22 protein-coding genes are annotated in these 23210 nt (G+C 66.6%); 9 read left to right on the top strand and 13 right to left on the bottom strand.

The window, feature by feature from the left end:
* Nucleotides 1-91 precede the first annotated feature (91 nt).
* The 4 genes from HZA32_20055 to HZA32_20040 all read left to right on the top strand — a co-directional run bounded on the left by HZA32_20055 (nt 92) and on the right by HZA32_20040 (nt 2756).
* Nucleotides 92-628, top strand: a complete 537-nt coding sequence (locus HZA32_20055; protein MBI5426376.1) for a hypothetical protein — start codon at nt 92-94, stop codon at nt 626-628.
* A 57-nt stretch (nt 629-685) separates the two neighbouring features.
* Nucleotides 686-1909 (top strand): sigma-54-dependent Fis family transcriptional regulator, encoded by a 1224-nt coding sequence (locus tag HZA32_20050; GenBank protein ID MBI5426375.1) that lies wholly within the window; start codon nt 686-688, stop codon nt 1907-1909.
* Nucleotides 1910-2112: 203 nt separating this feature from the next.
* Nucleotides 2113-2310, top strand: coding sequence for a hypothetical protein (locus tag HZA32_20045; GenBank protein ID MBI5426374.1), 198 nt, complete (start codon nt 2113-2115; stop codon nt 2308-2310).
* A gap of 53 nt (nt 2311-2363) precedes the next feature.
* Nucleotides 2364-2756 carry a hypothetical protein gene (locus HZA32_20040; protein ID MBI5426373.1) on the top strand — a complete coding sequence of 131 codons (393 nt, stop codon included), beginning with the start codon at nt 2364-2366 and terminating at the stop codon, nt 2754-2756.
* A gap of 68 nt (nt 2757-2824) precedes the next feature.
* Here HZA32_20040 and HZA32_20035 read toward each other — a convergent pair whose 3' ends face one another.
* The 8 genes from HZA32_20035 to HZA32_20000 all read right to left on the bottom strand — a co-directional run bounded on the left by HZA32_20035 (nt 2825) and on the right by HZA32_20000 (nt 11421).
* Nucleotides 2825-3589, bottom strand: a complete 765-nt coding sequence (locus tag HZA32_20035) for a LamG domain-containing protein (GenBank protein MBI5426372.1) — start codon at nt 3587-3589, stop codon at nt 2825-2827.
* Between the two features lie 369 nt (nt 3590-3958).
* Complete coding sequence (locus HZA32_20030) at nt 3959-5086, bottom strand: acyltransferase (GenBank protein MBI5426371.1); 1128 nt, start codon at nt 5084-5086, stop codon at nt 3959-3961.
* Nucleotides 5087-5536: 450 nt separating this feature from the next.
* Nucleotides 5537-6298: an alpha/beta hydrolase gene (locus tag HZA32_20025; GenBank protein ID MBI5426370.1), complete on the bottom strand. Its 762-nt coding sequence runs from the start codon at nt 6296-6298 to the stop codon at nt 5537-5539.
* Nucleotides 6299-6531: 233 nt separating this feature from the next.
* On the bottom strand, nt 6532-7086 hold the full coding sequence (gene sufT, locus HZA32_20020) for a putative Fe-S cluster assembly protein SufT (protein MBI5426369.1): 555 nt from the start codon (nt 7084-7086) through the stop codon (nt 6532-6534).
* 90 nt (nt 7087-7176) lie between these two features.
* Complete coding sequence (gene sufD, locus HZA32_20015; GenBank protein MBI5426368.1) at nt 7177-8502, bottom strand: Fe-S cluster assembly protein SufD; 1326 nt, start codon at nt 8500-8502, stop codon at nt 7177-7179.
* 110 nt (nt 8503-8612) lie between these two features.
* Entirely contained in the window at nt 8613-10055 is a 1443-nt protein-coding gene (sufB, locus tag HZA32_20010; protein ID MBI5426367.1) for a Fe-S cluster assembly protein SufB, read from the bottom strand.
* Between the two features lie 108 nt (nt 10056-10163).
* The gene (gene sufC, locus HZA32_20005) at nt 10164-10919 is read right to left on the bottom strand and encodes a Fe-S cluster assembly ATPase SufC (GenBank protein MBI5426366.1); all 756 of its coding nucleotides are present in this window, start codon (nt 10917-10919) and stop codon (nt 10164-10166) included.
* Between the two features lie 49 nt (nt 10920-10968).
* Entirely contained in the window at nt 10969-11421 is a 453-nt protein-coding gene (locus HZA32_20000) for a transcriptional repressor (GenBank protein ID MBI5426365.1), read from the bottom strand.
* A gap of 284 nt (nt 11422-11705) precedes the next feature.
* Here HZA32_20000 and HZA32_19995 point away from each other — a divergent pair, with 284 nt between their 5' ends.
* The 3 genes from HZA32_19995 (at nt 11706) to mdoH (ending at nt 16061) form a co-directional block, all read left to right on the top strand.
* The gene (locus tag HZA32_19995) at nt 11706-13229 is read left to right on the top strand and encodes a glucan biosynthesis protein (GenBank protein ID MBI5426364.1); all 1524 of its coding nucleotides are present in this window, start codon (nt 11706-11708) and stop codon (nt 13227-13229) included.
* Nucleotides 13205-13792, top strand: a complete 588-nt coding sequence (locus tag HZA32_19990; protein MBI5426363.1) for a hypothetical protein — start codon at nt 13205-13207, stop codon at nt 13790-13792. The genes HZA32_19995 and HZA32_19990 overlap by 25 nt, the downstream gene beginning before the upstream one ends.
* A gap of 127 nt (nt 13793-13919) precedes the next feature.
* Nucleotides 13920-16061, top strand: a complete 2142-nt coding sequence (gene mdoH, locus HZA32_19985) for a glucans biosynthesis glucosyltransferase MdoH (protein ID MBI5426362.1) — start codon at nt 13920-13922, stop codon at nt 16059-16061.
* A 326-nt stretch (nt 16062-16387) separates the two neighbouring features.
* Here mdoH and HZA32_19980 read toward each other — a convergent pair whose 3' ends face one another.
* From HZA32_19980 to trxB, 3 genes are all read right to left on the bottom strand, one after another.
* Nucleotides 16388-17794 carry a chemotaxis protein gene (locus HZA32_19980; GenBank protein ID MBI5426361.1) on the bottom strand — a complete coding sequence of 469 codons (1407 nt, stop codon included), beginning with the start codon at nt 17792-17794 and terminating at the stop codon, nt 16388-16390.
* Between the two features lie 234 nt (nt 17795-18028).
* Nucleotides 18029-18481 carry a D-alanyl-D-alanine carboxypeptidase family protein gene (locus HZA32_19975; GenBank protein MBI5426360.1) on the bottom strand — a complete coding sequence of 151 codons (453 nt, stop codon included), beginning with the start codon at nt 18479-18481 and terminating at the stop codon, nt 18029-18031.
* Between the two features lie 94 nt (nt 18482-18575).
* A complete protein-coding gene (gene trxB / locus HZA32_19970; GenBank protein ID MBI5426359.1) occupies nt 18576-19523 on the bottom strand; it encodes a thioredoxin-disulfide reductase in 948 nt (315 codons plus the stop codon).
* Nucleotides 19524-19644: 121 nt separating this feature from the next.
* On the opposite strand from trxB, the gene HZA32_19965 reads away from it, so the two are divergent.
* The gene (locus HZA32_19965) at nt 19645-20784 is read left to right on the top strand and encodes a membrane dipeptidase (GenBank protein MBI5426358.1); all 1140 of its coding nucleotides are present in this window, start codon (nt 19645-19647) and stop codon (nt 20782-20784) included.
* A 111-nt stretch (nt 20785-20895) separates the two neighbouring features.
* Here HZA32_19965 and HZA32_19960 read toward each other — a convergent pair whose 3' ends face one another.
* Nucleotides 20896-21138: a hypothetical protein gene (locus HZA32_19960; GenBank protein ID MBI5426357.1), complete on the bottom strand. Its 243-nt coding sequence runs from the start codon at nt 21136-21138 to the stop codon at nt 20896-20898.
* Nucleotides 21139-21806: 668 nt separating this feature from the next.
* Here HZA32_19960 and HZA32_19955 point away from each other — a divergent pair.
* Nucleotides 21807-22469 carry an NAD(P)H-binding protein gene (locus HZA32_19955; protein ID MBI5426356.1) on the top strand — a complete coding sequence of 221 codons (663 nt, stop codon included), beginning with the start codon at nt 21807-21809 and terminating at the stop codon, nt 22467-22469.
* On the opposite strand, the gene HZA32_19950 is transcribed toward HZA32_19955, so the two are convergent.
* Nucleotides 22426-23130, bottom strand: coding sequence for a hypothetical protein (locus HZA32_19950; GenBank protein ID MBI5426355.1), 705 nt, complete (start codon nt 23128-23130; stop codon nt 22426-22428). The genes HZA32_19955 and HZA32_19950 overlap by 44 nt on opposite strands.
* Nucleotides 23131-23210: the final 80 nt, after the last annotated feature.

Here is a 23210-nt window from a genome sequence, read left to right as displayed (position 1 = left end):
GCCGGCCGATGCATTTGCACGCGCCGCTCAAGCGCGGCGCGGTTGTGCCGATGAGCACCGTCGCAGTCTTAGTTTTCAACCCCCGTTGTCTATGTCCACGAAGCACCTTGCCGGTTTGCTGGCCTTGGCGTGCGCCGTCACGGCGTTCGCGGCCGAGAAGAATCAATTGCGCGTCGAATCCAGCCGCGCGCTGCGGCTGGTCATCGTCGATGCCGAGCGCAAAGCAGCCGGCCACGATGCCCTGCACACCGCGTTCGCGGAGGCGCTGGCGTTCGAGCTGGGCCAGCGCTGCAAGGAGCCGGTGCCCGTGAAGCCGCAGACGCAGGACGCGGATCGCGCCGCCTTCGGCCTCGCCAACGGCAGTTGCGATGTCGGCCTGATCGTCGGCAACGGCATCCCGCGCGCGATGGTTTCGGCGGACTTCGAAATCCTGAAGGCGTCACAGACGGGCCCGAAGGCGAAGTTCGCGCTCTACTTCGTCATCCGCAAAGAAGACGCCGGACTGGCCCAGATGCTGTCCGCCGCGTTTCCCGAGACCTTGAAGGGGCAGTTTTTCCTGCGCGCGGTGGCCAAGGCCAACGGCCAGGACGTTCCCGACGATTGGCAAATCGTGGTCGCGGCGAAGTGATTTTGCCGGCGCCGGCCTGCGGTGTCGCGAAGGGAATAAGCGGCGCTCGCCGAGCGGATGAGGTTTGGTGCAATTCTTGCCGGGGCCGGATTTCCGCCGCGACGCGCGCAAAGATACGGTCTTAGTGGCGCGCGGGGGCGGCTTTGGAGCTTTGCTCATGCAGGCGATGAGTGCAGCTCACCGGCGAAAAATGGGCCGGAACGCACGCGACGCGGATTTCGCCCGCGCTGCACACTCGGCGTGCTTGCGGAAAAGCGCGCACGGGCGCATTCGCGAGACATGGCCGAGGAAATCGACGGGGTGAGCGTGACGGCGCCGGAGTCGGGCACCGCGGGCGGGCAACTCATCGGTGAAAGCGAAGTGATGCGACGCTTGCGACGCGCGGCGGAGGAGATCGCGCGGAGCGACGTGACCGTGCTGATCGAGGGCGAGAGCGGCACCGGCAAGGAGCTCGTGGCGCGGCTCATTCACGAACACAGCGCGCGGGCGGCGCGGCCCTTCATTTTCGTCAACTGCGCGGCGCTGCCCGAGCAACTCGTGGAGGCGGAGCTGTTCGGTTACCGCAAGGGCGCATTCACGGATGCGCGCGCGGACAAACTCGGGCGCTTCCAACTCGCGGACGGCGGCACGCTTTTTCTCGACGAGATCGGCGACCTTTCGCCGAAGGGGCAGGGCGACCTGCTGCGCGTGCTCGAGGACGGCGCGTTCCGCATGGTCGGTGGCACGGAGCTGGTCCGCGTCGACGTGCGCGTGGTGGCGGCGACGAACAAGAACCTGCTCGATGCGGTGGCGGCGGGGAAGTTTCGCGAGGATCTCTACTACCGCCTGCATGTGATTCCGATCGCGGTGCCGCCGCTGCGCGAGCGTGCGGAGGACATTCCGCTGTTGATCGAGGCGTTCGTGGTGCGCTTCTGCGCGAAGCACCGGCGCCGCGCGAAGCGGCTCGCGCCGGAGGCGATGCGGCTGTGCCAGCGGTTCCCGTGGCCGGGCAACATCCGGCAGCTGCGCAATGTCGCCGAGCGCATCGTCGTGACTTCGAGCGGGCCGGTGATTGGCGTCGATGAGTTGCCCGACGAAATTCGCGCGCAGGAAAGCGCCGGCGTCAGCGTGGAAATCCGCGCGGGCATGACGATCGAGGAGGCGGAGAAATTGCTCATCACTCAGACGATCAAACACGCCACGGCGAACCGCGCGGCCGCGGCGCGCCTGCTCGGCATCAGCCGTCGAGCGCTGCAATACAAGTTGAAGCGCTACGGGCTGCTCGAACCGAAGGTGGTCTGAAATTTGCACCGCGCGCCGGCGCGGCGTGCAAGGATTGCGCCGCGCGGCCGTGGGGAAAACGCCCAGATGCCGTGGGAGCGGCGGGTGATTCGCGCGGCAAGTGGTTCGCGTGCGCCCGCTAACGTGCGCCCGCGCAGGGGCGGCACGCGCATTGCGAAGGAAGGAGGCGTGCCCGCACCGGGCACACCAACCGAAAGCTTCCCATGAATCCCGAACTCAATCCCACCGCGGGCGCCAGTGCGCCCGTCATCGCTCAGCCGACCAACACGCCGGTCGTCGTTTCCGTGACGCCGATCGCATCCGCCGCGCCCGCTCCCGCCGTCGCGTCCGTTGCCGCGCCGAAACCCGCGCCGCGTCCCGTCAAGAAGCCGCGCGCCACGAAACGCACGCCCGTCCTCTGAACTGGTTCCACGCAGGCGGCCCGCGCGCCGGGCCGCCTTTTCTTTTTCCACTTATGAACGCTTCCATTCCCGTCCTTCAGGAACTCCATTCGATCGAGGTCGCCGCCGCCGGTGATCTCTCGCCCGAGCGCGCGGCCCGCGCGGCCGAGTTGCGGGCGTCGTTGCCGCCACCGGTGCTGGCGCACTACAACCGGCTCGTCGTGAACGGCGCGAAGCCGTTCGCCGAAGTTCGCCGCGGCGTCTGCGGCGCGTGCCACTTGAAACTCGCGTCGTGGATCCGCCAGGTGGCGGCGAGCGACGAGCTGCATCTTTGCGAACACTGCGGGGCGTATCTCGTGTTTGTCCCGGAGGAGCCCGCGCGCGCCGCCGTCACGCCGCGCGTGGCGCGCCGCAAGGCTTCGCGCATCGACCTCATCCGCGTCGCGGCGACAGCCGGCGTGCATTGAGGCGTCGCATCCGGGCGGCGGCCCGATCGCGCTGCAACCGGCGTCGGCGGCGAGGGGGCGGTGTGGCGCTACTCGCGCCGACGGCGCACGGCGAGCGCGACGAGCCCGAGTCCGAGGCCCAGGAACGCGAATGTGGAGGGCTCGGGAATGGAGGAGACGCCGTGGAGGCGAACGTCCGCGAGTTGTGATGCGGTGAGCGCGCCGTTGTAGAAGAAAAGCTCGTCGATGGTGCCGGCGAAGTATTGGCCGGAACTGGGATTCATGCCGACGCGCGTGAGGTTCCAGCCCGTGCCGAGCACGGCATTGGTGGCGGTGTAGGCGCGGTCGTCGACGTAGAGGGTGGCGGTTTGTGCGGGCTGGTCGTAGACGACGGCGACAAAGGTCCAAGTGTCGGTCGCGACGCTCTCGCCGCCGAGTGCGCCGCCGCTGCCGATGCCCGCGCTCCAGCCGGTGGTGCTGCCGCGGTCGTCGATGCCGAGGGAGCGGTCGAAACCTCCGTTGTCCTGCGAGACGATCTGGCGGATCGGCGTGTTGCTGGAGGCGCGCACCCAAGCACCGATGGTCAGTCGCGGGTAGACGCTGGGGTTGATGTTGAGGCCGGCCATCTCGAGGTAGTTCGATGTGCCGTTGAAGAGGTAGGCTCCGCCTTGGGCGCCCGCGCCGGTGTAGCCGCCGCTCGCGGTGTAGGTGGCGTTGACGGTGTTGGCACTGAAGCCGTGATTGGTCGCATCCACGGCGTTGCCGGCGAACGGGAAATACGCGATCAGCTGCGCTGGGACGACGGGGACGCATGAAAGCGCGGCGGCGAGGGCGAGGAGAAAACGGAAAAGCACGGAACGAGAAGGCGTGGTCGGAGAATGAAAATCCCGACACCTGGCACGCATACGAAGACGGCGCTGAGGAGGGATTTCAGGCGGGCCGAATACTGGCGAAGCGGGGTCGCGCACCGCGCGTAATTCGGCGAGACGCGCCGAGCGGGCGGCAAAAGGCGGCAGGCTTCGATGAAGCGAATAGGGCGTGGCGATGAGTTCCACGGCGTCGGGCACTCCGGGACCGGCGTCGAAGAGCTTGGGCGGTGTCGCGGTGCGAGCGGCGATCTCTTCCCATCGGCGCGGGCGATGGCGCCGCGTCGCTCGACTCAGGTGCGTCGGCGGCGAAGGTGGAACTGGCGCCGAAGGCGAGCGGCGCGGCGGTGAGAGGGATCAGGCGATTTTGGCTATTTTTTCGCCGGTCAGTGCGGGGGCGGGGCGTTCGAACCGTTGGCGCAGGCGCAGGAACGGTTTTTCCACGGCGAGATAGAGCAACCAGCCGACAAGCAGCGCGCTGCCGCCATAGACGAAAAAGGCCTGCGCCGTGCCCTTCGGCACGAAGGCGGGGAAGTGGTCGCGCAGCACGGCCCAGGTCATCTTGTGCGTGAGGTAGGTGCTGAACGTGATCGTCGCGAGCCAGCGGGCGCCGGGGATTTCCACGCGCGACCACACGCTGGCCGGGCTCGCGGCCATCACGAGGAGCAGGCCAAAGCCGACGGCGAGCAACGGGTAGCCGAGCACGACTGCGGCTTCCGTCGTGCGCGGGAATGCCACCGCGATGGCGACCGCGAGCACGACCGCCCCGAGCGCGCCGACCCACGCGTGGTGCGCCGCGGCGCGTTGCCACCACGCGGGACGAAAGCTGCGGATCGCGGCGAGCGTCACGCCGACGAGCAAACCGTCGCAGCGCACCGTCGTGGGATAGTAAACTGTTTCCACGAAACGCCACGGCTCGGTGTCGAGCACCGCGCCCCCGTCGAGCGTGTGCCGCCAGAGCCACAAGCGGAGCGCCACGCCGCCGAGCGCGACGGCGGCGATGAGCGCGGCGACGAGGCGCGCGGAGCCGAGCCGCAACGCGCCCCATGCGAGACACGGGAAGAGCAGATAAAAATGCTCCTCCACGCACAGCGACCACGCGTGCGAGAACGCGATGTTGTGTTGGTAGTCGATGAGGAAGTTCTGCGTGAACGTGAGGAACTGCCACGCGGGCTGCATCCCGGGCGACTCGCGCCACTGCGGCAGCCACGCGTAGAGTGCCACGACGACGCCGTAAGCCGGCAGGATGCGGAACGCGCGGCGAAGGTAGAATTTTCGGATGGCGCCGGGCTCCGCGCGGTCGAACGAGCTGAAGAGTTGCAGCGCGATCAAGTAGCCGCTGAGGACGAAGAACAGGTCCACCGCCATCCAGCCGGAGCGGGCGACAAAGGGGAACGGCGTGCCGAGCCCCAGCACGAGGCCGTGAAAAAACAGCACCCACAAAATCGCGATCGCTCGCAGCAGATCCAGTCCCGCAAAACGCATCGCGGGAGAGTTCCGCCGCGGAGGGAGACTACAACGGGAAATTGTTCACAATCGCGCGGAGCGCGGGGCGAAAAGCCAAACGGGAGCGCGCGAGTGAGTGCGCAAAAACCGCGTCGCTTGGAGAGGGATTTTCACTCGGAAAAAGCCGTATTACGGCAAAATCGTTTTAGGAGATTTTGCGGGGAATCGGGGCAATGGGAAGGTGGGCGTGAGGCTGGCGCTTTGCGGTGCACCTCGATCGAAAGAAGGGCGCGTGCAAGCACGCTGCCTACGGCGGACACCAGGACTCAGCTCGGCGTCAGGGCGTGCGGGTTTCGGCGAGGAGTTTTTCGATGCGCTGGGTGCGCGGGGGCGTCGCGCCGAAGGCTTCGCGCGCGGTCTCGGCGGCGGGCGCGAGGAGGTCGCGGGCTGTGGCGAGTCACGAGAAGGCCGCGGGGTGTGCGCGTCGGTTCAGTGCAACAGCTCGGCGAGGCGCTGGCACAACACGCGATGCGCAGGGCTGGCGAGGTCGGTGAACGCGAAGTGGTCGGCGTCCGCGAGTTCGACGAACTCGACTTCGTCGCCCGCCGCGCGCGCGGCGGCGGCGTAGTCGCGGGTGAGGGTGAACGGGAGCACGTCGTCCACGGTGCCGTGCAAGAGCAGTTGGTGCGTGCCGAGCGGAAGCAGGCGGTGCGGGTCGGCAGCAGCGTAGCGAGCGGGATGAGATTCGGGGGTGCCGCCGAGGAAGGTGGCGACGGCGTCGCGGCCGGAGTGCAACGCGTGGGCTTGGGCCAGATCGGCCACTGGCGCGAGGCCGGCGGCGCCGCGCAGGCGCACGCGCCGCGGCCCGGTCACGGCGGAGGAGGGGCGATTTTTCGCTGCTGCCCACAATGCGAGGTGGCCTCCGGCGGAGTGTCCGGCGACTACGACGCGCGAGAGATCGAGCGCGACGCCTTGGTCTACGAGAGCGGCGAGGTGGTCGATGCCTTCGGCGACATCGGAAAGAGTGCCCGGCCAGCCGCCGCCCGGCTCGCCGACGCGGCGGTATTCCAGATTCCAAACCGCGTAGCCCCGCGCGACGAGATCGGTCGCGATCGGTGCTAGTTCGTCGCGACCATAGGGCGCGCGCCAGAAGCCGCCGTGCAGCAGGACGACGACGGCCGGCCGCGCATTCGCGGGCAGATAGAGATCTCCGACTTGGCTGGGCGCGGAGCCGTAGGCGAGGGTTTGCATGACGGGTGGGAAGGCTTCGCCGTGACGACGGCGTGGCAAGCGCGGAAGATATCAATGCCCAAGCTTCCCATCGTGGGCGCGTTGCCCTGGTGACGTCAGCGAAGAGAGCGGGGCCGTGAAGCGAATGGCGACCGCTGAGAGCTGGCGGACAAAAATGAAAAAGGCCGGTCGTGAGACCGGCCGGCTATCGGGGGTTGCAGACCGCCGCTACCGAAAGAGACAAGCGCGGGGACTCAGATGAGTCCGAGCTTCATCTTTCCCTCTTCGGAAATCATCGATTGGTTCCAGGGTGGTTCCCAGGTGATGCGCACGTCGGCGGCGGCGACGCCGGGGACGAGGAGGATTTTGCTCTTCGCGTCTTCGGCGATGACCGGGCCCATGCCACAGCCGGGAGCGGTGAGCGTCATGGCGACGTCGACCTTGTGGCCGCCGTCGTCGGCCTTCGAAATGTCCATCGTGTAGATGAGGCCGAGGTCGACGATGTTGACGGGGATTTCCGGGTCGTAGACTTGGCGGAGTTGTTGCCAGATCTGCTCGGGATCGGGCGCGCCGTCCGGCGAAGTTGAGGGCTGGGAGTTGAGGGTTGAGGGCGCGGCGACTTGTTCGCCGAGCGCGTCAGCGTCGGTGCTGTTGATGCGGAACAGGCCGTAGCCCGTCTGCACCGTGTAGCTGCCGCCGAGGACTTGGTGGATGAGGACGGTCTCGCCGGCGGGGAGCGTCTGCTTGTCGCCGGACGGGATCTGGTGCGCGACGACGTCGCGGGAGAGGGTGCGTTCGCGGTTTTGCATGGGAGCTGTCAGCTATCGGCTGTCAGCGATCAGCTTTTCTGCTCCGGCCCGGTTTGGCGAGCTGAGAGCTGAAGGCTGAGCGCTGATCGCTTACTCTTTGAACTTGGCGCGGATGATTTCGCTCAGGCGGTCGTGGAGTTCCTGGTTCTCGATTTTGCCGAGGACTTCCTCGAAGAAACCGAAGACGAGCAACTCGTCGGCTTGGGCTTTCGCGATGCCGCGCGACTGGAGATAAAATTCCTGCTCGGCGGGGATGCGGGCGGACGTGGCGCCGTGGGTGCAGCGGACGTCGTTGGCCTGGATCTCGAGGCCGGGGAGCGAGTGCGCCTCGGCGTCGTCGGAGAGCATGAGGTTGCGGTTCGACTGATAGGCGTCGGTCTTCTGCGCGTCGGGATCGACGACGATCAGGCCGGAGAAGATGGTCTTCGCCTTGTCGAGGAGCGCGTTCTTGTAGAGGAGATTCGAAGACGTGTTGGGCGCCTGGTGAATCTGCAGCGTGCGCTGGTCGAACTCCTGCGTGTCGTGCGCGATCGTGAGCGCGAGCATCTCCGAGTGCGCGCCGGGCGCTTGCAACTGAGAGAAACTCTCGTGCCGCGCCTGGCGCGCACCGGCGTGGAGATTGAGGGAGAGCACGCGCGCGTCGCGGCGGGCGACGGTGGCGTTGAATTGGAGCGAGAGCGTCTCGCGGCTCCAGTCCTGCATGGCGACGTAGGTGATCTGCGCGCCGTGGCCGGCGAAGAGGTCGTTGCCGCCGCAGACGAACTGGCGCTCGCCCGCGTTGGCGGAGCGGAAGAAATCGGCGACGGTGACCTTCGCGTTCTCGTCGGCGACGACGAGCGTGTGCGGGAAGAGGGCGGTGCCGGAGTGGGCGGCGTAGTGGAAGACGCCGAACGGGACGGCGACCTCGGTGTTCTTCGGCACGTAGACGAAGGCGCCGTCCTCGAGGAAAGCCTCGTGCAAGGCGGCGAATTTCTCGGAGCCGAGCTTCGACGGCTGCGTGAGCAGGTGTTCGCGGACGAGTTCACCGTGCTTGAGGAGGGCGTTTTGGAGCGACTCGAAGATCACGCCCTTCTGCGCGAACTCGGCGGCGACGGACTCGTTCACGACCACGCGGTGGTTGGCGAGCGCGAGCGTGCCGGCGCCGGTGATGCCCATCGTGGTGTGGTGGGCGTCGGCGAGTTGGATCGGCTCGGGCAGCGTGAAGCCGTCGAGCGTGAGCGCGGCGAAGTTGGAGAAACGCCAGCCCTCGTCGGTGCGCTTGGGCATCGGGAGGGCGGCGAAGCGCTCGTAAGCGGCGCGCTTGCGGTCGAGCCACCACGCGGGGAGGTGGGCGACGCGCGTGAGGTGCGCGGCGAAGGCTTCGCGGGTGAAGGAGCCGACGGTGGCGGAAGTGGGAGCGGAAACGGAAGAGGGCATTGGGTTTGGATCGTTCTCGTTCTCTTGCTCGTTCTCGTTCTCTCGGTCTTCTCCTTCGTCGTTCGTTTGGAGAACTAGAAGGAGAACGAGGAACGAGAACGACTTGGACGTCAGCCGACGGAGCCTTCCATTTCGAGGTCGATGAGGCGCTTCAGCTCCACCGAGTATTCCATCGGGAACTGGCGGGCGAGGTCGTTGATGAAGCCGTTCACGGCGAGGCTCATCGCCTGCGCTTCGGTGAGGCCGCGCTGTTGCATGTAGAAGATCATGTCTTCGGAAACCTTGGACACGCTCGCCTCGTGCTGCGTGGCGTTCTTGTCGCCGCGCACGGTGATGGCGGGGTAGGTGTCGGTGCGGCTGTTCGTGTTGATGAGCAGCGCGTCGCACTCCGTGTTGTTTTTGCAGCCCTTGAGATTCTTCGGGATGTGGACTTGGCCGCGGTAAGTCGCGCGACCCTGGCCGACGGAGATGGATTTGGAGATGACGTTGGACGTCGTGTTGTTGGCGGCGTGGATCATCTTCGCGCCGGTGTCCTGGTGCTGGCCGTCGTTGGCGAGGGCGATGGAGATGACTTCGCCGCGGGCGCGCTCGCCCTTCAGAACGACGCCGGGGTATTTCATGGTGAGGCGGCTGCCGATGTTGCAGTCGATCCACTTGATCTCGGCGTCTTCCATCGCGAGGCCGCGCTTGGTGACGAGGTTGTAGACGTTGGGCGCCCAGTTCTGGACGGTGATGTATTGGATCTTGGCGCCCTTGAGCGCGACGAGCTCGACGACCGCGCTGTGCAGCGTGGAGGTGGAGAACTTCGGCGCGGTGCAGCCTTCCATGTAGACGACCTCGGCGCCTTCGTCGGCGATGATGAGCGTGCGCTCGAATTGGCCGAAATTTTCCGCGTTGATGCGGAAGTAGGCTTGGAGCGGGTGCGAGACCTTCACGCCCGGCGGGACGTAGATAAAGGAGCCGCCGGAGAACACGGCGCTGTTGAGCGCGGAGAACTTGTTGTCGCCGGTCGGGATGACCTTGCCGAACCACTTGCGGAACAGCTCGGGGTGTTCGCGGAGGCCTTCGGTGGAGTTGACGAAGATAACGCCCTGCTTCGCGACGGCTTCCTTGATGTTCGAGTAGGCGGCCTCGGAGTCGAACTGCGCTTCGACGCCGGCGAGGAACTTGCGCTCCTGCTCGGGGATGCCGAGGCGCTCGAAGGTTTTCTTGATGTCGTCGGGGACCTCGTCCCACGTGCGCTTCGGCTTCTGGCCGCTCGAGAGGTAATAGCGGATCTTGTCGAAATTGATGTTCTCGAGATCCTTCGTCGCCCAATGCGTGGGCATGGGTTTTTCGAGGAAGGTCTTGAGGGCCTTGAGGCGGAATTCGAGGAGCCAGTCGGCTTCCTTCTTCACCGAGCTGATGTAGCGGACGGTGTTTTCCGTGAGGCCGGTGCCGGCGTCGAACTCGTAGTTGACGTCGTAGCTGAAGTTGCCGGCGGATTGGTCGATGCCCGCGACTGGATTTTCGACGGCGGCGTCGACGGCATCGGTTTCACTCGGAGGTTTCATGAGGTGGGCGGAAAGTTGAGAGCTGAGAGTTTGTAGGAGCCTGCTTGCAGGCGATGGGTTGCAGGGTCGCCTGCAAGCAGGCTCCTACAAGGTGGCGCGAAGCGGCGTTCAGGCTTTGACGAGTTCCTTCTTCACCCAGTCGTAGCCCTTGGCCTCGAGTTCGAGGGCGAGGGACTTGTCGCCGCTCTTCACGATGCGGCCGTCATACATGACGTGGACGAAGTCCGGGACGATGTAGTTCAGGAGGCGTTGGTAGTGCGTGATGAGGAGGACGCCGAGGTTGGGGCCGCGGAGGGTGTTGACGCCTTCGGCGACGATGCGCAGCGCGTCGATGTCGAGGCCGGAGTCGGTCTCGTCCATGACGGAGAACTTGGGTTCGAGCATCGCCATCTGGAGGATCTCGCAGCGCTTCTTTTCGCCGCCGGAGAAGCCTTCGTTGACCGAGCGGGAAGTGAACTTCCGGTCGATCTTGAGCATGTCCATCTTCGAGTAGAGGCGCTTGTAGTAAGCGGTGGCGTCGAGCTCCTCGCCCTCGGCCATGCGGGCTTGGACGGCGGCGCGGAGGAAGTTGGCGATGGAGACGCCCGGGATCTCGCTCGGGTATTGGAAGGCGAGGAAGAGGCCGGCGCGGGCGCGCTCGTCGACTTCCATGGAGAGGATCGACTGGCCGTTCATCAGCACGTCACCGCTCGTGATCGTGTAGTCGGGGTGGCCGGCGATGGCCTTGGAGAGCGTGCTTTTGCCGGTGCCGTTGGGGCCCATGATGGCGTGCACTTCGCCCTGATTGATCGTCAGGCTGAGGCCTTTGACGATGGGCTTCTCGCCGATGCTGATGTGGAGGTCTTTGATTTCGAGTTGGCTCATGTCCGGATGCGGAAAGTTGAGAGTTGAGGGCTGAGAGTTGGGAGAGGGGTCAGTTGGCGCCGTGCGTGATGGGCGGGTGGGCGGCTTTGCCGCGGAAGCTCAGTTCGATGTCCGACGCGCTGAAGCCCGGCGGGAGCAGCTCGTGGAGGCGCGCGATGACGTCGGCGGGCAGCTCGATGTCGTGGAGTTCGCCCGTCGCCTCGTCGCGGAAATGCGCGTGCTGGCAGAGATTCGGGCAATAGCGCGTCGGCGCGCGCTCGAAGTTCACCTGGCGGACGAGGCCGCACTGCACGAGCGTCTCGAGGCAATTGTAGACGGTGGCGAGCGAGATGGTCGGCATCTGGGACTTCACGCGGGCGAAGATTTCGTCGGCCGTCGGGTGGTCGCGTTTTTCAACGATGACCTTGAAAACGACTTCGCGCTGCGGCGTGGGCCGCAGGCCGGAGTCGGTGAGGCGCTTCACGAGCGCGTCGGGGGTGAAAGGCGTGGTTTCGTTGTCCATTGAGGAGGAGCGGTGAAGGCAATGCGGTTGGGACTGAGTTTCAAGTGAGAATTAGAATAGTTCTAATTCCATTGTGTCATCCGGCGGCACCAAACCGCTCAAGTGGCGGTCTGGCAGTGGTATCGTTCGGGTGGTCGTTCTTTCCCCCTTTTGCCCTGAGGCTGCCTGAGCAGGCGGCTTCAGCCGGCTCCGCAGATAAGCTCGCCGTCGCCAACCCTCGCGGCCTGGCTTCTGCTTAAATTGAGTGGTCCTCCACGTTTCCCCCGGTTAACACGCTGACTGGAATGAATTTTCATCGTCTCATCACGACGCTCGCCGCTTTCGCGTGGCTCGCCTCCGCCGGGTCGCTGCGTGCCGGCGTCGAGCGGGTCACGGTCGATCACGAATACGTGAAGCAGCTCGCGGCGGAGATCGCCACTGAGCCCTACGAGCCCCCGCGCGAGCAAGTGAGCCCGTTTTTCCGGAAGCTCGGCTACGACCAATATCGCCGCATCCGTTTCATTCCGGAGAACTCCTTGTGGCGGTCGGACAACCTGCCGTTTCAGGTCCAGTTCTTTCATCCCGGCTACCTGTTCAACCAGACTGTCGAGGTGCACGAGTTCACGGCGACGCACACGCAGCCGCTGCCGTTCACCCAGAAATTCTTCGACTACCAGGAGCTGAAACCGTCCTTCTGGGCCAAGCGCGGCCTCAACTACGCGGGCTTCCGCGTGATCAACGAAATCAACCAGCCGGGCAAATGGGACGAGATCATCTCGTTTCTCGGCGCGAGCTACTTCCGCGCCCTCGCGAAGGAGCAGCGTTACGGCCTCTCCGCGCGCGGCCTCGCGCTCAACTCCGGTGGTCCCGCGCCCGAGGAGTTCCCGTCGTTCATCGAATTTTGGCTCGGCAAGCCCGACCTCGGTGCGAAATCCCTCGTCGTCCACGCCCTGCTCGACAGCAAATCCGTCTGCGGCGCCTACAGCTTCGTCATCACGCCGGGCGACGAGACCGTCGTGGACGTGAAGGCCACGCTCTATTTCCGCACCGCCGTCGATCTGCCGGGCTTTGCGCCGCTCACGAGCATGTTCTGGTATGGCGAGATGTCGCCGCACCACTACGGCGATTTCCGCCCCGAGGTGCACGACTCCGACGGCCTGCTCGTCGCCCCCAGCAAGGACGAGCGCGTCTGGCGCCCGCTCACGAATCCGCCCGGCTTGCTCCGCAGCGACATCCCCGCGCCCGCGCTCGCCGGCTTCGGCCTGCTCCAGCGCGACCGCAACTTCTCCAGCTACGAAGACCTCGAGGCCTTCTACCACATGCGCCCGAGCGTCTGGGTCGAAGCGATCGGCCAGTGGCCCGCCGGCAAAGTCCGCCTCGTCGAGCTGCCCGCCGGCAACGAATTCAACGACAACATCGTCGCCTTCTTCACGCCCGACGCCCCGGTCGCACTCGGCAAGCCGATGGAGCTGAACTGGCGCCTCCACTGGACCAACGCGTCCACTTTCGGCGGCGGGTTGGGCTGGGTGCGCTCGACGCGCCAGACCCAGCACGACGGCGCCGAGAACCGCACGCGCTACGTCGTCGATTTCAACGGCCTCAAGCCCGACGTCGTGCCCGTCGACGCCGAGCTTTTTCCCGAAATCGTCACCGCCGGCCCCGCCAAGCTCGAGCACACGCACGTCGTCCGCAACGAGCAGGACGGCTCGTGGCGCCTCGTGATGGCATTCTCCGCGCCCGCCGGCTCGCCGCTCACCGAGCTGCGCGCCCGCCTCAAGCTCGGCGACAAGGTCGTCACCGAGACTTGGGCGATGTCCTGGAAGCCGTGAACGCCGCCGGCAAAGTGGCCGACGCCGCCGAGTGGGCGGAGGCGCGCGAACGCGTTCGCGCCTACCTGTGTGCGCACGGGGTGCCGTCGGCCCGCCTCGAAGAGTTGACCGAGCAAGTGCTCGCCTTCGCGCGCGAGCGCCGCAGTTCGCAGATGGAGCAACATCCGGTCGAGATCGCCGCCGACGCCGCGATGCTGCTCATCGACGGCTGGATTCAGATGCACGTCGGCACCGACCCGACGGAAAACGAAGGCCGCCGCTACGCGCACGAACGCGCCGCCGTGCACCTCGCCGACCTGCCGCAGCGCTGGCCGCAGCATTTTCTCCGCGACGACGATCTGCCGCCGGAGATGCTCCGCGAACTCCGCACGACCTACGTCGAAGCCGGACCCGATCTCGAATTCTCCAACATGACGCCGCGCGCCATCGACCTCGGCGTCGTCTCGGAAGTCGCCGACAACACCTGGCGCACCTTCGACAAGTGGCCGTTCCTTCGTGGTGTCGCCACGTGGCTGGTCTACCTCGGCGCGCTCGCCGCCGCGTTCTACGCCGTCCGCTACTGATGAATTTCCCCGCCCGCAGCTTTGGCCGGTGGAGCGCATTGACCCCAATGCGCTCACTGCGCGCGCTCGCTGCGAACGAGCGCGTTGAGGTCAACGCGCTCCACCTCGGCGCGCTTTGTCTCTGAAAATGGGCTTCCGCTTCAAAGTCCCGCTGCTGCCCTTCGAGCTGCGCTCGCCCTCGCGCATCACGCGCCGGCGCACCGCGGTCGTGACCTTCGTCGTCGTCGTCACCGCCACCGGCTCGTTCCTGATGGGCGACCTGCTCTGGGGCATGCCGCTCAAGGGCTCCGCGTGGGTGATCTGGGCGCTGTTCACGCTGCTCTTCGGGTTACTCTCGTTCGGCGCGTCGCAGGCGGCCTTCGGCTTCCTCGCGCGCCGCGGGCGTGGCGACCGCGCCACGATTTTCAACACGCTGCCGGAGGACCCGTCGACCGTTCCGCTCGCGCCGACCGCGATCGTGTTGCCCGTCTACAACGAGGAAGTGACCCGCGTCTTCGCCGGTTTGCGCGCCATCTACAAATCCATCGAGCGCACCGGCCAGATCGAGCATTTCGATTTCTTCATCCTCAGCGATTCGACCGAGCCCGACCAGTGGATCAAGGAGGAACTCGCTTGGGTCGAACTCTGCCGCGAGCTCGGCGCGCGCGGCCGCATTTTCTACCGCAAGCGTCGCATCAACTCGAACAAGAAGGCCGGCAACATCGGCGACTTCCTGCGCCGCTGGGGCCGCCGTTTCCGCTACATGGTTGTGCTCGATGCCGACAGCGTGATGGCGGGCGAGTCGATCGTCACGATGGTGCGCCTGATGGAGCGCAACCCGCGCGCCGGCCTCATCCAGTCCGCGCCCGCGCTCATGGGCGCCGAGACGCTCTTCGCGCGCGTGTTGCAATTCTCTTCGCGGCTCTACGGCCCGATCTTTCTCGCCGGCCTGAACTACTGGCAACAGAGCGAGGGTAATTACTGGGGGCACAACGCCATCATCCGCGTGAAGGCGTTCATCGACCACTGCGCGCTGCCGCAATTGCCCGGACGCGAACCGTTCGGCGGTCGCATCCTCTCACACGATTTCGTCGAGGCCGCGCTGCTGCGTCGCGCCGGTTACGAAGTGTGGCTCACGCCGGGACTCGAGGGCAGTTACGAGGAGTTGCCGCCGACGCTGATCGACTACGCCAAGCGCGACCGCCGTTGGGCGCAGGGCAACATGCAGCACGTGTGGCTGGTCTTCGCGCGCGGCCTGCACAGCGTCAGCCGCGTGCACTTTGCGATGGGCATCCTCGCCTACAGCTCGTCGCTCTTCTGGTTCGTGTCGCTCGTGATCGGCACGCTCTTCATGGTGGGCTTCAATCGCACCGGTCTCACTTGGATGCCCGAGCCCGGCGTGGCATACCTCCTGGGCCTGCCCGCCGGGGCGCAGGGGGGCGTGCTCGCGGTCGCGACGTTCGTGTTGCTCTTCCTCTCGAAGGTCCTCGCTGTGTTCGATCTCGCGCTGCAACCCGGCGGCACGGCGCGTTTCGGCGGCCTCGGCAAAGTCTGCGCGGGCGTGCTCGGCGAAGTGCTGTTCTCCATCCTGCTCGCGCCGGTGCTGATGCTCTTCCACGCGAAATTCGTCGTCTCGATCATCCTCGGCAGCGGCGTGAAATGGGTCACCCAGCGCCGCGACAGCGAGGACACGATCAACTGGCGCGAAGCCTACGAGACGCACAAGGGCCACCTCGCGCTCGGTCTCATCTGGACGCTCGTGCTGGTGCTCTTTGCGCCGGGGCTGCTGGCGTGGATGTCACCGGTGCTGCTCGGCATGATTCTCGCGGTGCCCTTTTCCGCGTTCACCGCGCTCCGCCGCTACGGACAGGCCGCGCAACGCGCCGGCATCTTCTGCACGCCGGATGAACTCGACCCGCCGGCCGAGTTGCGCGAATTGCAAGCCAAGCTCGAGGAGCCCGCGACCGCGGCGTTCAGCGCGGAAATGGGCGGACGCGACGTGGCGTTCACGCGCGCGATCGTCGACCCCTACGTCAACGCCGTGCACCGCTGCCAGCTGCGCGACCGGCGCGCGCGGGCCGAGGCGATCACGGAATATTTCCGCATGATGCAGGAACACCTGTTGCGCGAGGGACCCGCGGCCATGAAGTCGCACGAGAAACTCGCGCTGCTCGCCGACGCCGACTCAATGGACCGCCTGCACCGCGAAGTCTGGACGCGTCCGCTGAGTGAGCTCGCCCCGTGGTGGCGCGACGCGCTCGCCGGTTATTCGCCGCGCGCCGTGGCCTGACGCGGTTTAGCTGAACTGTGACCGCGCTTGTAGCGCGGGCTTCCAGCCTGCGTTAGGGCGCGTCTTCAAATTGAAGTGTAGCCGCGGCGCGGAACGTAGTCCGCGCACTCTCCTCGAGCGCGAGCGGCTGCCGTATTTTCGGAAACGCCATAGCGTCTTTTCTGCTTTTCTGTAGCCGGGCTCGCTGAGCCCGGTCGCGCTTCCTCCCTCTGAAAAGCCCCTTTCCGGGGTCAGCGACCCCGGCAACATTTCTTTGAAAACGCCATAGAGCGTTTTAAGCTGAACTGAGGCCTACGCCACCTCCTCCGCTGCGGCCCCGCTTTGGTTTAAACCACCCTGACGGTGGCGAGCTGGCGGGCACGGGGAGGCGTTGGCGCGGCCGCGGGCGTGGAGCTGGCGGCGGCGATCATGCTGGCCGGTGCGGGCGCGGATACGCGTCCGACCAGCCGGGCCAGCTCGGCGATCGACGATTTCAACTCCGTGGATAGTGCGATGAGCTCGTGGGCGATGCCGGCGCCTTCCTCGGCGCGGGCGGCGCTGCCTTGGATTACCTTGTCCATTTCCGCCACCGCGTGGTTCACCTGCGCGATCCCTTGCGTCTGCTCGGAGGAGGCGCGGGCGATTTCGCCGACGAGCTCGTCGACGCCTCGCGATTTCGCGGCGATCTCCTGAAGTCCGGCGGCCACCTTCTGGCAAACCTCGGCGCCATGCCGGCTTTTCGCAACGGAGTCGTCGATGCGCGCCGCAGTCTCGCGCGCGGCCACCGCGCTGCGCTGGGCCAGCGCGCGGACTTCCTCCGCGACGACGGCGAAACCCGCCCCGGCCTCGCCTGCCCGGGCGGCCTCGACGGCCGCGTTGAGCGCGAGGATGTTGGTTTGGAAGGCGATCTCGTCGATGGTCTTGATGATCTTCGCGATGCCGGCGCTCGATTCCGTGATCGCGGACATGGCGCTGTTCATCGCGGCCACCTCCTGCGTGCCCTGATCGGCGGCGTGTCGGGCCTGCGTGGCCAGTTCCTTGGCACGACCGGCGCCGTCGGCGTTGTGCTTGGCCATGCTGGAAATCTCCTCGAGGGAGGCGGAGGTTTGTTCGAGCGATGCCGCCTGCGACGACGCTCCCTCGGCGAGCACCGCGCTGTTCTCCGACAGCGCCTTCGACGAAGTATCGTTGCGTTCGGCGCCCTCGCTGAGGCGCTGGATGAGTGCCGCGAAAGGACGCGGGATGCTGCGCGCGACGACCAGCGACAGGGCGGCGAGCAGCACGAAGCTCGCCCCGGCGGCCACGAGCACGCGACGCATAAACCGTGAGAACTGGGCCGCGCTTTCGTCATTGGCGGCGTGGGCGGCGGCCTCGATCGCTTCGCTGAGCTTGGCCATTGAGTCCTCCAATTCGTGGAAGGATTCCTGCACGGCGGTGAAATTGTTGGTCGCGGCCGCGAGATCGCGCCGGCTGAGGGTCACGCTTTCCTCGACCACTTTGACGTAGCGGTCCAGCGGCGCGCCGATGGCGTCGAGTTGGGCGAGGATGTGCGGGTCGAGCGGACGCTGGCGGTTTTCGGCCATCTTGGCCCGGATTTCCTGCGCATGCTCATGGAGATCGCGCTCGACCTCCTGGGACATCGCGTGGTCCCCGCGTTGCGCGGCGAGCACGGCGGCCATCGCGTCGCCGCGGAGAGCGTCATGCATCATGTCGGCGTATTGCTGCGTCTGGAGCGCGCTGGCGAGTTGCAGCATGTGGCCGTTGCCCGCGCGGATCGCGGAGAATTCGCGAAACGCGACCCCCAGGATGGCAACGAGCGCGATCGTCGCGAGCACAGTGATGCTGAATACCTTTTGGGTAACCGAGAAGTTCATGCGGGGAAACTCGCCCGGCGGGGGACCCGGTTTTCGAGATGACCCGTCAACCATCGACCCCGGGCCGCAGGTCTTGAGGCCCATTTCGCCCCGCTCCGTCGATGGCCCCCGCTCTCAGGCCGACTGGCTCTGGAGTTTTTTTGGGGGTGTCCCCAAAAACCAATGCCACGGCTCGTATCCGATGTGGTGTGGATTGTTGCGGGGATACGAGAGGGTGAACCCAAATTCGGCCGCGCGACGCCGCAGCCAGCGATATTCCTTGGTGCGGTCGAAGGTGGCCTCGAAGTGGGCGCTCTCGTCCGGCGATCCGATGTCGATCGCGCGTCCGGTGTGGTGCTCGCTGCAGCCGGGCGCTGCGACGTAGCGCAGGATGTCCGCCAGCGGCCTGCCTTTCGCGAGGTGGCCGCGGATGATCTTCGTTTGGCGGGCCACGCTGCGGAATCCGGAGAGCGGCAGCAGCGTCAGGCCGTCCGCGGCGGCGGCATCGCGCATCCGGCGCCAGGCAGCGGCCGCGCGCGGCGTGAGCCGGATGGCTTTGCCATCGTCGTGCGCGCGGGCGACGAGCACGAGCTTCGTCGCTTCTCGTTGCAGCGGCAGTCCGCGCACTCGCGGATAGTCGGCGGGAATGCCGAGCTGCTTCCAGACGCGCGCGTAGCGATGCTTAGCCACCGTGCTCGGCGAGCCAGCGTTCGGCTTCGATCGCGGCTTGGCAACCCATGCCGGCGGCGGTGATGGCCTGCCGGAAAACGTGGTCGGCGCAATCGCCCGCGACATAGACGCCGGGCGTCTTCGTGCGCACTTGCGAACCGGTGACCGGCACGAAATAGCCCTGCTCGTCCGTATCCACCGCGCCTTTGAACGGCTCGGTGTTCGGCACGTGGCCGATGGCGACGAAGACGCCCTTCACGGGGAGCACGCTCTCGGCGTTCGTCTTCACGTTCTTGATCTTCAGGCCGGAGACGGCGCCCTCGGCGACGCCTTCGACGGAGACCGGCACGCTGTCCCACACGCATTCGATCTTCGGGTGCGAGGTCGCGCGGTCCGCCATGATCTTCGAGGCGCGCAATGTGTCGCGGCGGTGGACGAGGTAAACTTTCTTGGCGAAGCGCGTGAGGAACAGCGCCTCTTCGGCCGCGCTGTCGCCGCCGCCGATGACCGCGACGTCCATGTTGCGGTAGAACGCGCCGTCGCAGGTCGCGCAAGTCGTCACGCCCTTGCCGCCGTAGAGTTCCTTCTCGCCCGGGATGCCCGTCATGCGCGGCGAGGCGCCGGTGGCGACGATGATGACCTTGGCTTTGATCTCACGGTCGGTGAGCTTGAGCGTGTGCGGCCAGCTCGAGGTATCGAGCCCGGTCACGGTGCCGCTCTCGTAGCGCGTGCCGAATTTCTCCGCCTGCTTGCGGAGGTTCTGCATCAGCATGAAGCCGTCGACGCCCTCCGGAAAACCGGGGAAGTTCTCCACCTCGGACGTCGTCGTCAGCTGCCCGCCCGGCAGGGAGCCTTCGATGACGAGCGGCTGCAGGTTGGCGCGACCGGTGTAGATGGCGGCGGTGAGCCCGGCGCAACCGGTGCCGACGATGACGACATTTTCGATTTGGGGGGCGGACATGGGAAAAGGCCATCAGAGAACTCACGCCTCTGCGCAGCGCAACTCCGCAGATGGGCTTGTGCCGAAAGAACCAATCGCGTGGCGGCTTGCGCCCGCCCCGGCGCGCGCGCAACTTGCCCCGATGTCCGCGCCCGGTCCGCACGACGGCTTCTTCACTTTCGATACGCATATCGACACACCCACGGCGTCGCTCATGCGCGACGGCTGGGATTTCGGCGTGCGACACGAGCGCGCCGCCGATCGCACGCAATGCGATCTGCCGCGCATGGCCGACGGCGGCGTCGACGCGCTGGGCTTCGCGGTGTTCGTGACGCAGGCCGCGCGCACGCCCCCGGGCTTCGCGCTGGCGCACGAGAAGGCGATGCAGGTCTTCGATCGCATCCACGCGGTCGTGGCGCAGCATGCGGACCGTTGCGGCATCGCGCTCCGCGCCGACGACGGCCCGCGACTCAAGGCCGAGGGCAAGCGCGCGCTCTATCTCGCCATTGAGAACAGCTACTCGCTCGGACTCGACGCGGGCAACGTGGCGAGATTCCACGCGCGCGGCGTGCGCATGCTCGGTCTGAATCACATGGTGCACAACGACGTCGCGGACTCGTCCACCGATCCGCGTCCGCCGGAGTGGGGCGGGCTGAGCCCGTTCGGCAAGGAAGTGATGGCCGAGTGCAACCGTCTCGGCATCGCGCTCGACGCCTCGCACGCGAGCGACGATGCGCTCTGGGATTTGCTCGAGCTGTCGGCCACGCCGCCGTTGCTCACCCACAGCGGTTGCCGCGCAGTGTGCGATCACCCGCGCAACATCGGCGATGAGCTGCTCCGCGCGCTCGCGGCGAAGGGCGGCGTGATCCAGATCAACGCGCTGCCCATCGCCGTGAAGAACTCCCCCGGCAACCGCCAGACCGAGGAAGGCGCGAAGCTCTTGCTCAAATTGAAGGACCTCGTGCTCACGCCGGAAATCCGCGCGCAATACGCGGGGGAGTGGGCGCGGATCGACCGCGAACATCCCGCGCCTAAGTGCACGCTCGAGGATTACATCGCGCACGTGGAGCACGCCGTGGCGGTCGCGGGCATCGATCACGTCGGCATCGGTTGCGATTTCGACGGCGGCGGCGGAGTCGACGGGCTCGATCAGGTCGGCGACTATCCGAATCTCACCCGCGCCCTGCGCGCGCGCGGCTGGAGCGAAGAGGCGCTGGCGAAGCTCTGGGGACAGAACACGCTGCGCGTCCTGCGCGCATGCGAAACGCACGCGGCGCGCTGACGCGACTTCTCCCGTCCGGGAAATTGGTTGAATGGTGCGGCAACCGCCGAGCCATTCGCGGCTGATGACGGCGCGCAGCAGCGCGTAAACTTCACCTCGGTCGCGTGGCACTCAAGCGCTCTTGCGCGAACGCTTTTTCGGCCCTCGCCGAGCAAGCGGCTTCTCCGGGTCGCGGCCGATCTGGAACTCCGAGAAATCGTTCCAGACGCCTTCGTAGGCTTTGTCCTGTTTGTAGATTTGCAGGATGCGCGCGTGCTCCTGGTCCGTCGTGGGGAAGATGCGCGGTTCCTCGCCCGGCAGGAACATTGCCGTGTAGGAGCGCTTTCCATCGTCCATGCGTCGGATGACGAGCATGGAGCACTGCTATGCCGCTCGCGCTCGCGCGCAACCCCGCAGTCGCGGCATGTCCGGCGCGCCTCCGCGGTCGCGGCATGATTGCGCCGGCGGTGTCTGGCAAAGTTCTTAATGAGCAACTATTGAAGATCACCTAAAGGAGTGCCTGAGGCGGCATCACGGGTAGGGCGGGACCGCTGGTCACGACCTGCCGCGCGCGTCGTCATTTCTGAGAGTGTCACCCGCTGGCGCCGCGGGCGCTGAATACGCCCGTGCGCGATTGCGGCGCGGACTGAGTAGGGGGACGTCGGGAAGAAAAGTTCTTAATGAGCAACAAACGCTCCCGGCAGAAAGATCACCTGGCACTACTCCGTTACGTGAGTGCGCTTGCAAGGCAGCCCGCGACCTCCGGGCGCGGGTGCCTGGGACCCGTCCTCGGAGAGGCCGGGCCACCTCGCGTTCTCCGAGTGAAAATAGGGACCTAACGGAGTAGTGCCGTGGACCGCGGTTTTTTCTGTAGCCGGGCTGGCTGAGCCCGGTCGGCGCTTCTTCCCTCGGGAAAGTCTCTTTCCGGGGGCAGCGACCCCGGCTACATTGTTTTTGAAAACGCTGAGGGTGCGGGAGCTGGTCGGCGACGCATGCGGCAAGAGCGCGATTGCACCGTCGCGTGCGGCGCGCAGCGTTGCGCCATGGCCACTGCGCTCCTTGCCGGCGGGTCCGGACTTGTCGGCGGTTATCTTCTCCAAGAGTTACTCGCCGCGCCGGAATACGATCGCGTGGTGGCGGTCGCGCGCCGCCCGCTCGGAGTGGAGCACCCGAAGCTCACGCAGATCACCACGGAGTTCGCCGCGCTACGGCAGCTCGCCCCGCCGCTGCGCGGAGACGACGCGTTCTGCTGCCTCGGCACGACGATCAAGAAGGCGGGTTCGCGCGAGGCGTTCCGCGCCGTCGACCAAGGCGCCGTGCTGGCGTTTGCGTGGGCGGCGCAGCAGGGCGGCGCGAAGCGTTTCTTCCATGTCTCGTCGATGGGGGCGGACGCGGCCTCGCGATTTTTCTACACCCGTGTGAAAGGCGAAACGGATCACGCGCTGGAAGTGATGAACTTCGATACGCTCGGCGTTTTTCGCCCAAGCCTGTTGCTCGGTCCGCGGACGGAATATCGACTGGGCGAGCGGCTCAGCGCGGTGGGGCTGGCGATGGCCGCGCCGTTCCTCGTCGGAAGCTGGCGCAAATTCCGCGCGATCGAAGCCGAAGTGGTGGCGCGGGCGATGGTGCGCGCGTCGTTCGGGCGCGGACCGCGCGGGACGCTTATTTTCGAGTCGGGCGAGATTCAGGATCTCGGCCGTCGTTAGCCGGCGTGTCGCCGCGCGAGACCGGGCGCAGCACGATGGTCTGCTTGTCCGTCTTGCCGCCGACGCGGAGCGCGAGCGTCACGGGCAATTCGTCGGGGAGGTCGCCGCGGACGAACGAAGTCATCGGTGTAAACTCGGCCGTCTCGCCGGGCGGCACCGTGAGCTTGGCGGGGAGCACGACGAAATTGCCGAGCGGAGAATCGAAATCCGGCGCGGCGACCTCGAGCGGTGCGCTGCCGGTGTTGCGCAAGCGCAGGTGAATCATCAGCGGCAGTCCGCCCGCCGGTGCGATGCGCGGGCCGCCTCCGCCAAACTCTCCGCGCGTCTCCTCACCGCCACGTTCGCCGCCTCCGCGCGGACCGCCGTGGCTTCCACCGCCCGGGCCACCGCCGAATTGCATGGGGCCGGCGCCGCCGCCGAAACTCATGCCGCCACCTCCGCCTCGGCGCCCGCCACCGCCCTCGCGACCGCCGCGCGTGTTGCCCTCGCCGCCGCCTTCGGGGCGCTGGAATTCCATGCCGACGTGCACCGTGGCGACGAGCTGGCCGCCGAAGAACATGCCTTCGCCCGCGACAGGTGTAGGGGGCTTGGGCGGTGCGCCGCGGTGCGGGCGGTCGTCGGACGCGCACGAGGCGAGCAAGCTGGCAACCAGGACGGCCATCAACGATGGCCAGAAGCGGGGGCGGGAGCGCATCCGGTTTGAGACGCGCGAATCGCGTGAAGGTTTCGCGGCGCGCGGGA

Source organism: Opitutia bacterium (genome assembly GCA_016217545.1).
Lineage (GTDB): Bacteria > Verrucomicrobiota > Verrucomicrobiia > Opitutales > Opitutaceae > Didemnitutus.
This window is presented reverse-complemented; position numbering and strand designations above follow the sequence as displayed.